The organism is Methylobacterium terrae, assembly GCF_003173755.1.
GTDB lineage: Bacteria > Pseudomonadota > Alphaproteobacteria > Rhizobiales > Beijerinckiaceae > Methylobacterium > Methylobacterium terrae.
In genome coordinates this window covers 916,249-931,231 of record NZ_CP029553.1, presented here as the reverse complement: position 1 = coordinate 931,231, position 14,983 = coordinate 916,249, and the positions used below count along the sequence as shown (strand labels likewise).

General features: G+C 70.4%; 13 protein-coding genes. 1 reads left to right on the top strand and 12 read right to left on the bottom strand.

Annotated features, from left to right (window positions below):
* Nucleotides 1-129 precede the first annotated feature (129 nt).
* The 7 genes from DK419_RS04165 to alaS form a co-directional block, all read right to left on the bottom strand.
* Complete coding sequence (locus tag DK419_RS04165; protein ID WP_109962117.1) at nucleotides 130-1,662, bottom strand: acyl-CoA carboxylase subunit beta; 1,533 nt, start codon at nucleotides 1,660-1,662, stop codon at nucleotides 130-132.
* A gap of 270 nt (nucleotides 1,663-1,932) precedes the next feature.
* Nucleotides 1,933-2,823 (bottom strand): glucose-1-phosphate thymidylyltransferase RfbA, encoded by an 891-nt coding sequence (gene rfbA, locus DK419_RS04160; RefSeq protein WP_109957978.1) that lies wholly within the window; start codon nucleotides 2,821-2,823, stop codon nucleotides 1,933-1,935.
* 14 nt (nucleotides 2,824-2,837) lie between these two features.
* Nucleotides 2,838-3,752, bottom strand: coding sequence for a dTDP-4-dehydrorhamnose reductase (rfbD, locus tag DK419_RS04155; RefSeq protein ID WP_109957977.1), 915 nt, complete (start codon nucleotides 3,750-3,752; stop codon nucleotides 2,838-2,840).
* Nucleotides 3,753-3,757: 5 nt separating this feature from the next.
* Nucleotides 3,758-4,810 (bottom strand): dTDP-glucose 4,6-dehydratase, encoded by a 1,053-nt coding sequence (gene rfbB / locus DK419_RS04150; protein ID WP_109957976.1) that lies wholly within the window; start codon nucleotides 4,808-4,810, stop codon nucleotides 3,758-3,760.
* 43 nt (nucleotides 4,811-4,853) lie between these two features.
* The gene (gene rfbC, locus DK419_RS04145) at nucleotides 4,854-5,408 is read right to left on the bottom strand and encodes a dTDP-4-dehydrorhamnose 3,5-epimerase (RefSeq protein WP_109957975.1); all 555 of its coding nucleotides are present in this window, start codon (nucleotides 5,406-5,408) and stop codon (nucleotides 4,854-4,856) included.
* A 108-nt stretch (nucleotides 5,409-5,516) separates the two neighbouring features.
* On the bottom strand, nucleotides 5,517-5,822 hold the full coding sequence (locus DK419_RS29145; RefSeq protein WP_208642279.1) for a hypothetical protein: 306 nt from the start codon (nucleotides 5,820-5,822) through the stop codon (nucleotides 5,517-5,519).
* A 25-nt stretch (nucleotides 5,823-5,847) separates the two neighbouring features.
* Nucleotides 5,848-8,514 carry an alanine--tRNA ligase gene (alaS, locus tag DK419_RS04135; RefSeq protein ID WP_109957973.1) on the bottom strand — a complete coding sequence of 889 codons (2,667 nt, stop codon included), beginning with the start codon at nucleotides 8,512-8,514 and terminating at the stop codon, nucleotides 5,848-5,850.
* Nucleotides 8,515-8,707: 193 nt separating this feature from the next.
* Between alaS and DK419_RS04130 the strand changes: the two genes are divergently transcribed.
* A complete protein-coding gene (locus DK419_RS04130; protein WP_109957972.1) occupies nucleotides 8,708-9,121 on the top strand; it encodes an MAPEG family protein in 414 nt (137 codons plus the stop codon).
* A 64-nt stretch (nucleotides 9,122-9,185) separates the two neighbouring features.
* Here DK419_RS04130 and recA read toward each other — a convergent pair whose 3' ends face one another.
* From recA to flhB, 5 genes are all read right to left on the bottom strand, one after another.
* A complete protein-coding gene (gene recA / locus DK419_RS04125) occupies nucleotides 9,186-10,277 on the bottom strand; it encodes a recombinase RecA (protein ID WP_109957971.1) in 1,092 nt (363 codons plus the stop codon).
* A 123-nt stretch (nucleotides 10,278-10,400) separates the two neighbouring features.
* Nucleotides 10,401-10,847: a PIN domain-containing protein gene (locus tag DK419_RS04120; protein ID WP_109957970.1), complete on the bottom strand. Its 447-nt coding sequence runs from the start codon at nucleotides 10,845-10,847 to the stop codon at nucleotides 10,401-10,403.
* A 20-nt stretch (nucleotides 10,848-10,867) separates the two neighbouring features.
* Complete coding sequence (locus tag DK419_RS04115; protein ID WP_109957969.1) at nucleotides 10,868-11,110, bottom strand: hypothetical protein; 243 nt, start codon at nucleotides 11,108-11,110, stop codon at nucleotides 10,868-10,870.
* Nucleotides 11,111-11,183: 73 nt separating this feature from the next.
* Nucleotides 11,184-13,778 carry a cell cycle histidine kinase CckA gene (gene cckA / locus DK419_RS04110; RefSeq protein ID WP_109957968.1) on the bottom strand — a complete coding sequence of 865 codons (2,595 nt, stop codon included), beginning with the start codon at nucleotides 13,776-13,778 and terminating at the stop codon, nucleotides 11,184-11,186.
* 140 nt (nucleotides 13,779-13,918) lie between these two features.
* Complete coding sequence (flhB, locus tag DK419_RS04105; protein WP_109957967.1) at nucleotides 13,919-14,983, bottom strand: flagellar biosynthesis protein FlhB; 1,065 nt, start codon at nucleotides 14,981-14,983, stop codon at nucleotides 13,919-13,921.

Below are 14,983 nucleotides of genomic sequence, written 5' to 3'. Positions count from 1 at the left end.
GCTTGCTCCCTCCCCCTCTGCGGGGGAGGGGAACGCCCACACCATTTCTTTCCCCCGGACAGCCTTGCCGCCCGCGGGGAGAGGGGGATACCCTCGCCCACTACCCGAACGAGGGCGCTGCCCCGCCCCTCACAGCGGGATGTTGTCGTGCTTCTTCCAGGGCTGCTCGCTCTCCTTGGTGCGCAGCATGGCGAGCGCCCGGGCGATGCGGCGGCGCGTCGAGTGGGGCATGATCACCTCGTCGATGTAGCCCCGCTCGGCGGCCACGAACGGCGACATGAAGCGCTCCTCGTACTCGGCCGTGCGCGCCGCGATCTTGTCGGGATCGCCGAGGTCCTGGCGGAAGATGATCTCGACCGCGCCCTTGGCGCCCATCACGGCGATCTGGGCGGTCGGCCAGGCGTAGTTCACGTCGCCGCCGACGTGCTTGGAGGCCATCACGTCGTAGGCGCCGCCGAAGGCCTTGCGTGTGATGACGGTGACGAGCGGCACCGTCGCCTGGCTGTAGGCGAAGAGGAGTTTGGCGCCGTGCTTGATCAGCCCGCCGTATTCCTGCGCGGTGCCCGGCAGGAAGCCCGGCACGTCGACGAAGGTACAGATCGGGATCGAGAACGCGTCGCAGAAGCGCACGAAGCGGGCGGCCTTGCGCGAAGCGTCCGAATCGAGCACGCCGGCCAGCACCATCGGCTGGTTGGCGACGAAGCCGACGGTGCGGCCCTCGATCCGGGCAAAGCCCGTGATGATGTTGCGGGCATACGCCGCCTGGATCTCGAAGAAGTCGCCCTCGTCGACCACCCGCCGGATCAGCTCGCCCATGTCGTAGGGCTTGTTCGGGTTGTCGGGGATCAGGGTGTCGAGGCTGCGGTCGAGGCGGGCGGGATCGTCGAAGCTCTCGAGTTCCGGCACGCCGGCCTGGTTGTTGGCCGGCAGGAAGTCCATCAGGCGCCGGATCTGCAGGAGCGCCTCGACGTCGTTCTCGTACGAGCCGTCGGCGATGGACGACTTCGAGGTGTGGACCTTGGCGCCGCCGAGCTCTTCGGCCGTCACCACCTCGTTGGTGACCGTCTTCACCACGTCCGGCCCGGTCACGAACATGTAGCTCGTGTCGCGCACCATGAAGATGAAGTCGGTCATCGCCGGCGAGTAGACGTCGCCGCCGGCGCACGGCCCCATGATCACCGAGATCTGCGGGATCACGCCGGACGCCGTGACGTTGCGCTTGAACACCTCGCCGTAGCCGCCGAGCGCCGCGACGCCCTCCTGGATGCGGGCGCCGCCGGCATCGAAGATGCCGATGATCGGGGCGCGCATCTTGAGCGCCGTGTCCTGGACCTTGATGATCTTCTGGGCGTGCGCCTCGGAGAGCGAGCCGCCGAAGACCGTGAAGTCCTTGGAGAACACGAAGACCGCGCGGCCGTTGATGGTGCCCCAGCCGGTGACGACGCCGTCGCCCGGGATCTTCTGCCGCTCCATCCCGAAATCGTTCGAGCGGTGCTGCACGAACATGTCGAATTCCTCGAACGACCCCGAGTCGAGGAGGAGCTCGATGCGCTCGCGCGCCGTGAGCTTGCCGCGCTTGTGCTGCGCCGCCACCCGGCTCTCGCCGCCGCCGACCCGGGCCTGCGCGCGCCGCTGGTCGAGCCGTTCGAGGATGTCCTTCATGCTGTCGCCCATTCCTGAAGAAGAGTCGCGCGCCCGCCGGGAGGCTCCTGGTCCGGGACTTGTCCCGCACCAGACTTGGCCGTGCCCGCGGCTTAGCACGCGCCGGGGCGCGGCGAAAACTCGGTCTTTTCGGGCGGTGCGGGGCCGAAAAAACGCCGAGGGCCGCAGCCTTCCCCTTCCGGGGACGGTGCGGCCCTCGTTGCCCTGGATCCGGCGAGGCGCCGAGAGCGGGGAGACGCTGGAGCAGGGGAAGCTTGGAGCAGGAAGACGCTACAGCAGGGCTTGGCCCGGCTCCTCCTCGCGGGCGAGGCGGAGCAGGCTCTGGCCGTAATTGGTCTTGGCGAAGAGCTGGCCGCGGGCCACCACCTGCTCGCGGGTGATGAAGCCTTGCGTGTAGGCGATCTCCTCCAGGCAGGCGACCTGCATGCCCTGGCGGTGCTGGATGACGCGGACGAACTCGCCGGCCTCGAGCAGGTTGTCGTGGGTGCCGGTATCGAGCCAGGCATAGCCGCGCGACATGCACTCGACGTGGAGCTGGCCGCGGTCGAGATAGGCCTGGTTGACGTCGGTGATCTCGAGCTCGCCGCGGTGCGAGGGCTTCACCGCCGCCGCGATGTCGAGCACCTGGTTGTCGTAGAAGTAGAGGCCGGTCACCGCCCAGGGCGATTCCGGGTTCTTCGGCTTCTCGACGAGCTTGGTGGCGCGGCCCTCCTTGTCGAGGGTGACGACGCCGTAGGCCTCCGGCTGGTCGACGTGGTAGGCGAACACCGTGGCGCCGGTCTTCCGGTCGCGGGCCTTGGCCAGGAGCTGGCGCATGCCGGCGCCGAAGAACAGGTTGTCGCCGAGCACCAGCGCGACCGAGTCGTCGCCGACGAACTCGCGGCCGATGACGAAGGCCTGGGCCAGCCCCTCGGGCTTCGGCTGCAGCGCGTACGAGATGGTGATGCCGAACTGCTCGCCGGTGCCGAACAGGCGCTTGTAGTTGTCGATGTGCTCCGGCGACGAGATCAGCAGGATGTCGCGGATGCCGGCCAGCATCAGCACCGACACCGGATAATAGATCATCGGCTTGTCGTAGACCGGCAGCAGCTGCTTGTTGATCGCCAGCGTCGCCGGGTGCAGCCGCGTGCCGGATCCACCGGCGAGCACGATGCCCTTCATGGTGTCCTATTCCTTCAGGCTTGTTTGAGCGGGGAGCCGATCAGCTGGTCCAGGATGTCATCGAGGGCCTCGGACCACGGGCGGGGCGTGAGGCCGAATGCCCGGTTGAGCGTCTCGGTCGAGAGCTCGGAATTGGCCGGTCGGGTGACCGGGGTCTTGAAGGCGGTGCTCGGGATCGGCTCGACCGGCACGGAGCGCGCCCCGCGGGCTGCCGCACCCGCCATGATGGCGACCGCGAAATCGTACCAGGTCGTCGCCCCGGCATTGACGCAGTGATAGGTGCCGGCGGGCGCATTCCCGTCCTCGGCCAAGCGCAGCGCGACGGCGACGAGCGCCGCGGCGAGGTCGCCGGCCGAGGTCGGGCAGCCGCGCTGGTCGGCGACCACCGTGAGCTTGTCGCGCTCGCCCGCGAGGCGCAGCATCGTCTTGACGAAGTTCGCCCGGTGCGGGCTCACCACCCAGGCCGTGCGGACCACCGCGTGGCGCGGGTTGCCGGTGCGCACCGCCATCTCGCCGGCGGCCTTGCTGGCGCCGTAGACGCTCACGGGATGCACCGGTGCGTCGGGAGCGTAGGCGCCCGTGCCCGAGCCGTCGAACACGTAGTCGGTCGAGACGTGGACCAGCGGGATGCCGGCCTTCGCGGTCTCGGCCGCCAGGTAGGCGGGCGCCAGCGCGTTGAGCCGCCAGGCGGCGGCCACGTCGCTCTCGGCCTTGTCGACCGCCGTGTAGGCGGCGGTGTTGATCACCGCCGCGTAGGGACGCTCGGCGACCGCGCGGGCGATTGCGGCCTCGTCGGTGATGTCGAGGGCGTCCCGGGTCGGGGCGTGGATCGCCACCCCCTCTCCCCACGACTGCCGCTGCAACTCGGTGCCGACCTGGCCGCCGCCGCCGAGGACCAGGATCTCCCGCGTCACGATCTCCCGCGCCATCCGTCTCACTCCGCGCTCAGGCCGAGGCGCTCGCCGGAATAGCGGCCCTCGCGGATCGGGCGCCACCAGGACTCGTTGTCGAGGTACCAGCGCACGGTGTCCTCGAGCGCCTGCTCGAAGGTGCGGGTCGGCTTGTAGCCGACTTCCGCCTCGGCCTTGCTCGGGTCGATGGCGTAGCGTCGGTCGTGGCCCGGACGGTCGGTGACGAACTTGATCAGGCGCTCGTGCGGGCCGGCCTCGGGACGAAGGCGGTCGAAGATCGCGCAGAGCGTCTTCACCACGTCGAGGTTGTTGCGCACCGAGCGGCCGCCGAGCAGGTAGGTCTCGCCGACCCGGCCCTTCTCCAGCACCGCGACGAGGCCGCGGGCGTGGTCCTCGACGTGGATCCAGTCGCGCTCGTTCTGGCCGTCGCCGTAGACCGGCAGGTCCTTGCCGTCGAGGGCGTTGAGGATCATCAGCGGGATCAGCTTCTCGGGGAAGTGCCGCGGCCCGTAATTGTTCGAGCAGTTGGTCACCAGCACCGGCAGGCCGTAGGTCTCGTGCCAGGCCCGCGCCAGGTGGTCGGAGGCTGCCTTGGAGGCCGAGTAGGGCGAGCGCGGGTCGTAGCGGCTGTCCTCGGTGAAGAAGGCGCCCGGGGGCAACGAGCCGTAGACCTCGTCGGTCGAGACGTGGAGGAAGCGGAAGGCGTCGCGCTCCGCGCCCGAGAGCCCGTTATAGTAGCTGCGGGCGACTTCCAGCATGACCTGGGTGCCGACCACGTTGGTGCGGATGAAGGCACCCGGCCCGGTGATCGAGCGGTCGACGTGGCTCTCGGCGGCGAGGTGCATCACGGCTTGCGGCCGGAACTCGGCGAAAAGGCCCGAGACCTTCTCGTGGTCGCAGATGTCGGCCTCCGCGAAGCGGTGCCGGTTGTCGCCCTTCAGCGGCATCAGCGAGATCGGGTTCGCCGCGTAGGTCAGCGCGTCGAGGGTCAGGACCTCGTGGCCGAGGTCGTGGACGAGGTGCAGGACCAGGGCCGAGCCGATGAAGCCGCAGCCGCCCGTGACGAGGATGCGCATGGGGTGGGTGATCTCCGGGAAGGGGTGGATGCCGGCCAGGCCGTCAGAACAGCGGGGGGAGGTCGGCGAAGCGGGGCGCGACCTTGTCCTTCTCCGAGAGCTGGGCCTCGGCCTCGGTCACCGGCCAGTCGATGCCGAGATCCGGATCGTTCCACAGCAGGTTGCCGTCGTGCTCCGGGCTGTAGACGCCGCCGGCGACCTTGTAGGCCACCATCGTGTCCGGCTCGAGGGTGCAGAAGCCATGCCCGAAGCCGATCGGGACGTAGAGCTGGTGGCCGTCCGACGCATCGAGGCGGACGGCGACGTGGCGGCCGTAGGTGGGCGAGTCGCGGCGCAGGTCGACGGCAACGTCGAGGATCGCGCCGGCGAGCACGCGGATCAGTTTGGCCTGGGCGAAGGGATGGCGCTGGAAGTGCAGGCCGCGGACGGTTCCCTGTTGCGCCGAGAAGGACTGGTTGTCCTGGATGAAGCGGTCCTCGACGCCGTGGGCAGCCAGGATGTCGGCCCGGTAGGTTTCCGAGAACCAGCCGCGCGCATCGCCGTGCCGCTTCGGGATCACCAGCTTCACCGCCGGTATCGCCTGATCGATGACCTGCATCCCTGCAACCTTCCGACGTCGCGCGGCCCGATTTCGTCGGGCGGCTCTTGCCCGGCAATCGTGGCGCAACCACGTCCCCGAGCCGCGCTCGACCGGGCTCCGCAGCCTCTACTTCGCCGATGCGGGATGAGCAAGGTCGGCCGGCGATCGAGCACGGTTTGGCGAGACGAGCTGCAATCGGCACTCGTACAGCTCCGCCCTCTTCACGACCACCCGGCCGATCTCGGCCAGACGCGATTGCGGGACGTGGCGGCGGATATTTGGGACGACGTGAGCGGAATGCTCGTCGAACGGGCGAAAGGGGTGGCCCCGGGAGCGAAGGCCGCGCTCCCGGAGGCGGAACGGGCCCGCCTCGCCCGCGATGACCGGCCTGTGGCCGCAACGCATCACTCGTGACACCTCGATGTCGGCCACCGGCCCCCGCTCGCCCCGTCCGCGATCAGGCGCCCGCCAGGGCCGCCGTGATCGCCTCCAGGGCGGCGTCGGCCGCCGCCCCGTCGGGACCGCCGGCCTGGGCCATGTCGCGGCGCCCGCCGCCGCCCTTGCCGCCGAGCCGCTCCGAGCCCGCCCGCACCAGGGCGACGGCGTCGAACCGGCCGGTCAGGTCCTCGGTCACGCCGACGACGAGGCCGGCCTTGCCGTCCGGCGCCACGCCGACGATCGCCACGATCCCGGAGCCGAGCCGCTTCTTGCCCTCGTCGGCCAGGCTCTTGAGGTCGCGCATCTCGACCCCCTGCACGACCCGGGCCATAAGCTTCGTGCCGGCGACGTCGCGCACGGCATCGTCGTTGCCGCCGGCGGCCCCCCCGCCCATGGCGAGCTTGCGGCGCGCATCCGCGAGCTCGCGCTCCATCCGGCGGCGCTCGTCGAGGAGGGCGGCCAAGCGCTCGGGGGCCTCGGCGACCGGCGCCTTGAGGAGACCCGCGATCGCCGCGAGCCGGCGGCTCTCGCCGGCCAGATGCCGGCGGGCGGCATCGCCCGTCATCGCCTCGATCCGGCGCACGCCGGCGCCGACCGCGCTCTCGGCCAGCACCGTCACCAGGCCGATATCGCCGGTACGCCCGACATGGGTACCGCCGCAGAGCTCGACCGAGAAGGTCCTGGGCCGGCCGTCCTCGGCGGCGTCGCGGCCCATCGAGACCACGCGCACCTCCTCGCCGTACTTCTCCCCGAACAGCGCGCGGGCACCCGACGCGATGGCGTCGTCGACCGCCATCAGCTTCGTCACCACCGGCTCGTTCTGGAGCAGCACCCGGTTGGCGATCTCCTCGACCCGGGCCAGTTCCTCGGCCTCGATCGGCTTCGGGTGGCTGATGTCGAAGCGCAGGCGCTCGGGCGCGACGAGCGAGCCCTTCTGGGCGACGTGGTCGCCGAGCACCTGGCGCAGGGCCTCGTGCAGCAGGTGGGTGGCGGAGTGGTTGGCGCGGATCGCCGAGCGGCGGGCGTGATCGACCTTCAGCTCGACCGGCTGGTTGAGGCTCAAGGTCCCCTCCCCCACCGCGACGTGGTGGACGAAGAGGTCGCCGAGCTTCTTCTCGGTCGCGGTCACCCGGACCTTGAGACCCGGGCCCGTCACCGTGCCGGTATCGCCGACCTGGCCGCCGGACTCAGCATAGAACGGCGTCTGGGTGACGACGAGCAGGCCCTCCTCGCCGGCCTGGATCGCCTCGACCTCGGCGCCGCCACGCACGAGCGCGGTGACCACGGCCTCGGCCTCTTCCGTGTCGTATCCCAGGAACTCGGTGGCGCCGGTGCGCTCGCGAAGGGCGTACCACAGGGTCTCGGTGGCGGCCTCGCCGGAGCCGACCCAAGCGGCGCGGGCGGCCGCGCGCTGGCGCTGCATCGCGGCCGAGAAGCCGTCGGTATCGACCGCGATGCCGCGGGACTTGAGCGCGTCCTGGGTCAGGTCGAGGGGGAAGCCGTAGGTGTCGTAGAGGGTGAAGGCGGTCTCGCCCGACAGGCTCTGGCCCTCCGACAGGTCGCGGGTCTCGGCGTCGAGGATCGACAGGCCGCGCTCGAGGGTGCGGCGGAACCGGGTCTCCTCCAGCCGCAGGGTCTCGGCGATCAGGCTCTCGGCGCGCGCCAGTTCGGGATAGGCCTGGCCCATCTCGCGCACGAGCGTCGGCACCAGGCGGAACATCATCGGGTCGCGGGCGCCGAGGAGCTGGGCGTGGCGCATGGCGCGCCGCATGATCCGGCGCAGCACGTAGCCGCGGCCCTCGTTGCTCGGCAGCACCCCGTCGGCGACGAGGAAGGACGCGGCGCGCAGGTGGTCGGCGATCACCCGGTAGGAGGCGGTCTCCTTGCCCTCGGGCGCCCGGCCGACCTGGTGCGCCACCGCGTCGATCAGGCTGCGGAACAGGTCGGTGTCGTAGTTGCTCTTCACGCCCTGGAGGATCGCCGCCATGCGCTCGAGGCCCATGCCGGTATCGATCGAGGGCCGCGGCAGGCCGACCCGGTTGCCCGGCTCGATCTGCTCGTACTGCATGAACACGAGGTTCCAGAACTCGAGGAAGCGGTCGCCGTCCTCCTCCGGGCTGCCGGGCGGACCGCCCCACAGCTCCGGGCCCTGGTCGATGAAGATCTCCGAGCACGGGCCGCAGGGGCCGGTATCGCCCATCTGCCAGAAATTGTCGGAGGTCGGGATGCGGATGATGCGGTCGTCGGAGAAGCCGGCGATCTTGCGCCACAGGGCGGCGGCATCGTCGTCGTCGGCGTAGACCGTGACCAGCAGCCTCTCGGGCGAGAGCCCGAACTCCTTGGTGACGAGGTTCCAGGCGAGCTCGATCGCCAGCGGCTTGAAATAGTCGCCGAACGAGAAATTGCCCAGCATCTCGAAGAAGGTGTGGTGGCGCGCCGTGTACCCGACGTTGTCGAGGTCGTTGTGCTTGCCGCCGGCGCGCACGCACTTCTGGGCCGTGGTGGCGCGCTGGTAGGGCCGCTTCTCGACGCCGGTGAAGACGTTCTTGAACTGCACCATGCCGGCGTTGGTGAACATCAACGTCGGGTCGTTGCGCGGCACCAGCGGCGAGGACGGCACCACCTCGTGACCGTGCTTGGCGAAGTAGTCCAGGAAGGTGGACCGGATCTCGTTGACGCCACTCATGGGAAGAATCGTCTCTGCGGAAGGCGGGCCGGGCGAAAGGCGGGCATTGGAAACGGAGCGCACCACGGGCGGCCCGCGGATGCATCCGCGTGTCTTTAGTCACGCGCTCCCCCCGTGTCGAGGCGGGGCACCGCCGCTATGTGAGGCTCAGCAAGCGCGGCCGCCGGCCCGCCCCGGCAGGATTCACGCCGTCATGACCGAAGAGATCCGCCTCCTCGCCTTCTCGGCCGCCCTGGGCTTTGCCCACGTCATGGCGGCCTCGATCGCCGGGCTCCAGCAGCGCGGCGGGCTGACCTGGGCGGCGGGCAACCGGGAGGGCGAGGGCGAGGTCACCGGCGCCGCCGCCCGGCTGAAGCGGGCCTCCGCCAACTTCTTCGAGACCTTCCCGCTCTTCGCCGCCCTGGTGCTCGCCGCCGCGGTCACGGGGAGACAGGGCGGTGCGGTGGCGTGGGGAGCCGAGCTCTATTTCTGGGCACGCCTCCTCTACCTGCCGATCTACGGCTTCGGCATCCCGTGGATCCGCACGCCGGTCTGGGGCGTGGCGATCGTCGGCATCGGCTTCGTGTTCGGCGGGCTGTTCGGCTGGGCCGGGCCGGGCGGCCTGTAACGAGAAAGGGCCGCCGCGCTCGTCGCGCGGCGGCCCCTGACGTCCTTTGGAGCCGATCCCTCGGTCAGGCCGTCCCCTCGTCGAGGTCGTCGGCGGTCGGCGTGGCGTTCTCGAGGATCTTGTCGGCGACGAGGCCCGAATTCTGCCGGATCGAGGCCTCGATCTTGTTGGCGATGTCGGGGTTGTCGCGCAGGAAGCCCTTCGAGTTCTCGCGGCCCTGGCCGAGGCGCTGGCTGTCGTAGGAGAACCAGGCGCCCGACTTCTCGACGATGCCGGCCTTGACGCCGAGGTCGATCAGCTCGCCGACCTTCGATACGCCCTCGCCGAACATGATGTCGAACTCGACCTGCTTGAACGGCGGCGCCACCTTGTTCTTGACCACCTTGACCCGGACGCTGTTGCCGATCGGCTGGTCGCGATCCTTGAGGGTCGAGATGCGGCGGATGTCGAGGCGCACCGAGGCGTAGAACTTCAGCGCGTTGCCGCCCGTCGTGGTCTCGGGGCTGCCGTACATCACGCCGATCTTCATCCGGATCTGGTTGATGAAGATGACCATGCAGTTCGAGCGCGAGATCGAGCCGGTGAGCTTGCGCAGGGCCTGGCTCATCAGGCGGGCCTGGAGGCCCGGCTGCTGGTCGCCCATCTCGCCCTCGATCTCGGCCCGTGGGGTGAGCGCCGCCACCGAATCGACCACCAGCACGTCGATGGCGCCGGAGCGCACCAGGGTGTCGGTGATCTCGAGGGCCTGCTCGCCGGTATCGGGCTGGGAGATCAGCAGGTCGTCGAGGTTGACGCCGAGCTTGCGGGCGTAGACCGGATCGAGGGCGTGCTCGGCATCCACGAAGGCGCAGACGCCGCCCTTCTTCTGGGCCTCGGCGATGGTGTGGAGGGCGAGCGTCGTCTTGCCGGAGGATTCCGGGCCGTAGATCTCGATCACGCGCCCGCGCGGCAGGCCGCCGACGCCGAGCGCGATGTCGAGGCCGAGGGAGCCGGTCGAGACGACCTCGACCTCCTGCACCTTGTCGCCCTTGCCGAGCCGCATGATCGAGCCCTTGCCGAAGGCGCGCTCGATCTGGGCGAGGGCGGCGTCGATCGCCTTCGACTTGTCTTTGTCCATGGTCGGGTTTTCCACCAGTCGCATCTGGGGCTGAGCCATCTCGGCGGGTCCTTATGGCAGGAGGGGCGGCAAGTCTCAATCGCGCGGCTGGGTTTTATGTACTCGTTTTGTTCTCATTCGGCAAGGGCGGATAGAGGAATTCGCCGGGGGATTGCGAGGGGATCAGGCGCCGTCGAGGGCGCACAGCAGGTTGGCGTTCGACCAGGACGGCCAGCCGGTGCCGGCAAAATCGCGGTCGTGGCTCCAGATGTCGGCGTCCAGCAGCCAGGCGCAGGCGAGGACGTGCGCGTCGGACGTCGAGCCGTTGCGGGAGGCGACGGCTTGGGAGAGGACGCGGGCGGCCTCGGGTAGATGCTCTGCATAGGCCGAGGCCTCGACGATCGCGAGATCGCGCAGGATCACCTCCGTCTGCGCCGTCATCGTCTCGCGCACTCCCTTCAAGTCGCGCAGCACGCCGACGACCTCTTCGACTGATCTCGTCGATGTAACGAGCTCTCTACGCGCCTGAATGATTTCGAAAGTAGGACGAGACCGTCGTCCCAGAGCGACGCTCAGGATGATGTTGGCATCGACGATGATGACCGCAGAGGGAGGACGTGGCGTTCCCATGGAGACTATCGATCAGATCATCACTCGGCGCCGCGCTCCGCCAGCAACCGGTCGATCACAGCGTTCTCCTCCGGAGTCCGACGCGCCGCAGCCGCATCAATATCGGCCAGCACCTTGCGCATTTCCTCTGGAGACACACGATGAACGGGCAGCAGGATGCCGACGGTCGCCGTCCCGTTCTTGATCGGCATTGCATGCGGCAGCGCCTGGATCGCGCCGGCCGACATCTTCTGGAGCTCGCGCATGCTGATCGCGCTCTTCATGGCCGCCTCCTCGTTACCCACATGTATGTAAGTTCGGTGCGCGGCGGCCACAAGGAAGGCGATCGAGGCGGCCTCACCCCGCCATCGTGGTCTTCACCGTCTCGACGAGCTGCTTCAGGCTGAAGGGCTTGGGCAGGAAGTTGAACTCCTCGCCGTCGGGCAGGTTCTTGCGGAAGGCGTCCTCGGCGTAGCCGGAGACGAAGATCACCTTGAGGCCCGGATGGGCCTTGCGGAGTTCGCGCAGCAGGGTCGGGCCGTCCATCTCGGGCATCACCACGTCGGAGACGACGAGGTCGACGGGCACCTCGCGCTCCTGCATGATCTGCAGGGCCTCGAGGCCGGAGGCGGCCTCGAGCACGGTGTAGCCGCGGGCGGTGAGCGCCCGGCCGTTGACGGCGCGGACCGGGTCCTCGTCCTCGACGAGCAGGATCGTGCCGTGGCCGGTGAGGTCGCGGGCGGGCGCCTTGGCGGGCTCGGCCGGCGCGGCCGCGGCCGGGGCGGCGCCCGGAACGGGCGGGGCGATCTCCGCCGGCGCCTCGGGGGCCTCGGCCTCCGGCACCGGCACGTGGCGCGGCAGGTAGATGGCGAAGACCGTCCCCTGGCCGACGGTGGAGCGCACGTCGATGTAGCCGCCGGACTGCTTGACGATGCCGAACACCGTCGAGAGGCCGAGGCCCGTGCCCTTGTTCACCTCCTTGGTGGTGAAGAACGGCTCGAAGATCTTCTCCATCACCTCCGGCGTCATGCCGGTGCCGGTGTCGCTGACCTCGATCAAGACGTGGTCGGCGCCCGGCAACCCGTTGAGGCGCAGCGCCCCCACCGCCTCCGCCGCCATGTTGGCGGTGCGGATCAGGAGGCGGCCGCCCTCCGGCATCGCGTCGCGGGCATTGACCGCGAGGTTCACGATCACCTGCTCGAACTGGTTGACGTCGGCCTTGACCGGCCAGAGGTCGCGGCCGTGCTTGAGGTCGAGCTCGACCCGCTCGCCGAGCAGGCGCTTGAGCAGCAGGGTGAGGTCGGAGAGCGCCTCGCCGAGGTGGATCACCTCGGGTCGCAGGGTCTGGCGGCGCGAGAAGGCCAGCAGTTGCCGCACCAGGCTCGCGGCCCGGTTGGCGTTCTGCTTGATCTGCATGATGTCCTGGAAGGCCGGGTCGGTCGGCCGGTGGCTCGCCAGCAGGAGGTCCGAGTAGCCGATGATCGCCTGCAGCACGTTGTTGAAGTCGTGCGCGATGCCGCCGGCGAGCTGGCCGACCATCTCCATCTTCTGGGCCTGGTTGACCTGCTGCTGGAGCTGGTGCTGGGCCGTGGTGTCGAGGGCGTAGAGGATCACCGCGCCCGAGGCGCCGCCGGCGGTGCCCGCCGGGCTGAGCCAGATCCGGGCCGAGCGGTTGACCGGCGCCGAGACCCCGATCTCGACCGGCGGCACGTCGCCCCGCCCCTCCGCCGCGGCGCGCGCGGCGGCATCGACGATCGGGCGGTCGCGCTCGACCACGAAGTCGCGCACCGGGGGACCGGCCTCGCTGCCGTCGCCGGTGCGCGGCAGGGTGCCGAACAGGCGCGCGAAGGAGGCGTTGGCGCGCACGAGCCGCCCGTCGGCGGCGAGCGTCGCCACCGCGACCGGGCTGGTGTTGAAGAAGCGGTCGAAGCGCAATTCGGCCGCCTGCTGGGGATCGTCGCTCTCCTCGCCGGCGGAGCGGTTGAGCACGAGCGTGCGCGAATCGCCCGGCCTTCCGTCCTGGCCGTAGGCGACGCGGTGGTAGAGCCGGGCCGAGAGCGGGTGGCCGTTGCGCCGGCGCAGGTCGAGGTCGAACCGGTCGGTGCGGACCTCGCCGGGCTCGCCCTTGCCGCCGATCAGCACCGGCCCGAGATCGTCGGGCAGGATCTCGGACAGGCGCAAGCCCCCCGAGCCGACCTGCGCCAGGTCGTGGCCGAGCCAGGCGGCGAGCGTCGCGTTCATGTAGACGACCGAGCCCTTGGGATCGACCGCCATGAAGCCCGCCGGCGCGTGGTCGAGGTAGTCGATCGCGTGCTGGAGCTCCTGGAAGACGTTCTCCTGGCGCTCGCGCTCGTGGGTGATGTCGGCGACGCTCCACAGGGCGACCGGCCGGCGCGGCAGCGGCAGCGGCCGCACGCCGATGCGGAACCAGGCGAAGTCGCGCTCCGCCGTGCCCCCGGGCGGGGGCGCCATGCGGATCTCCTCGGACAGCGAGCGGCCCTCGCGGGCGGCCTGGGCCAGGCGGTAGACCGCCTCCGACACCTCCGGCGAGCCGACGAAGACCCGCTCCACGGGTCGCAGGTTGGTGAAGGTGTCGCTGCCGGCGAGCTTCAGGTAGGCGGCGTTGGCGTAGATCGGCCGGCCGCCCTCCTCCATGGCGATCATGCCGTCGGGGGCTGCATCCACCACCGCCTTGGTGACGTCGTTGCGGGCGCCCTGCCCGGTGAGCTGGATCGCCCCGATGGCGAAGGCGAAGAGGCAGAACACGCCCGCCATGGCGAGCAGCGCCAGGAGACCGAGGATGATCGGCTGGGCCTGCTCGTTGGCGACGAAGCTCAGGCCCACCGCCGCACCGACGAGGAGACCGGCGAGCAGCAGGAGCAGGCTGACCCGGCCGGGCCGCTCGGAGCGGTCGAGGGCGGCCTCCGCCGCGGATGGGCTCAACTCCGGCATGTCGCCTCGACACTCCCCGCGGGCCCGGACCACGCGTCCGGACCTCGACCGTTCCGCGGGGCCGGATCGGCCCCTCGCCGCGTTCCCTAGCAGGCGCGGCGTTTCCGTGGAATGAATTCCCGGTTCGTTCCGGGCCCGCGTCAGTGGCGGCGACGCAGGCGCAGGACGTAGCCGATCACCTCGGCCACCGCCCGGTAATGCTCGGGCGGCACCGCCGCGTCGATCTCGACGGTGGCGTGGAGCGCGCGCGCCAGCGGCGGGTTCTCGACGATCGGCACCCCGTGCTCGCGCGCCACCTCGCGGATGCGCAGGGCCAGCGCGTCGACGCCCTTGGCGACGCAGACCGGCGCGGCCATGCCGGCCTCGTAGCGCAGGGCCACCGCGAAATGGGTCGGGTTGGTGACGATCACGCTCGCCCCCGGCACCGCCGCCATCATGCGCCTCTTCACCCGCTGCATGCGGATCTGGCGCATCCGGCCCTTCACCTCCGGGCTGCCGTCCTGCTCCTTCAGCTCCTCCTTGATCTCCTGCTTCGTCATCCGGTGGCGCGCCCGCCAGCGGAAGCGCTGGTAGAGCGCGTCGCCGAGGGTGACGACGACGTAGGCCGCCAGCACCGCGCCCATCAGCCGCAGGCAGAGCGCGAGGGTACCCTGGAGCACGCGCGGAGGCTCGAGGCGCGCGAAGGCCTCGAGCCGGTCCCGGTCGCCCCACATCACCAGGCCGGCGGCGACGCCGACGAGCAGGATCTTGACGAGGCCCTTGGCGAACTGGAACCACGCCTCCGGGCCGAAGAGCCTCTTGAGGCCCGCCATCGGCGAGACGCGGCTCCACTGCGCCCCCAGGGTCTCGGTGGTCCAGACCAGCGGGTGCTGGACGAGGCCGCCGATCACGCCGGCGGCCGCCACCGCTCCCACCGGCACCGCCAGCGCGAGGAGCGCCGCCAGGAGGGCGCGGCGGCCGAACGCCATGTAGGCGGCCGGATCCGAGGGCACCTCGTGCAGGTGGGCGAGCAGGCCCTGGAGGTCGGACAGGAGCCCGCGGGCGAGGGGGGCCGCGGCGACCATCAGCACCAGCGTGAAGGTGCCGAGCATCAGGAAGGTGTTGACCTCCTGGCTGGTGGCGACGTCGCCGCGCCTGATCGCCTCGTCGAGGCGTCGCTGGGTCGCGTCCTCGGTGCGGTCTTCCTGGTCGGTCTCGTCCGACAT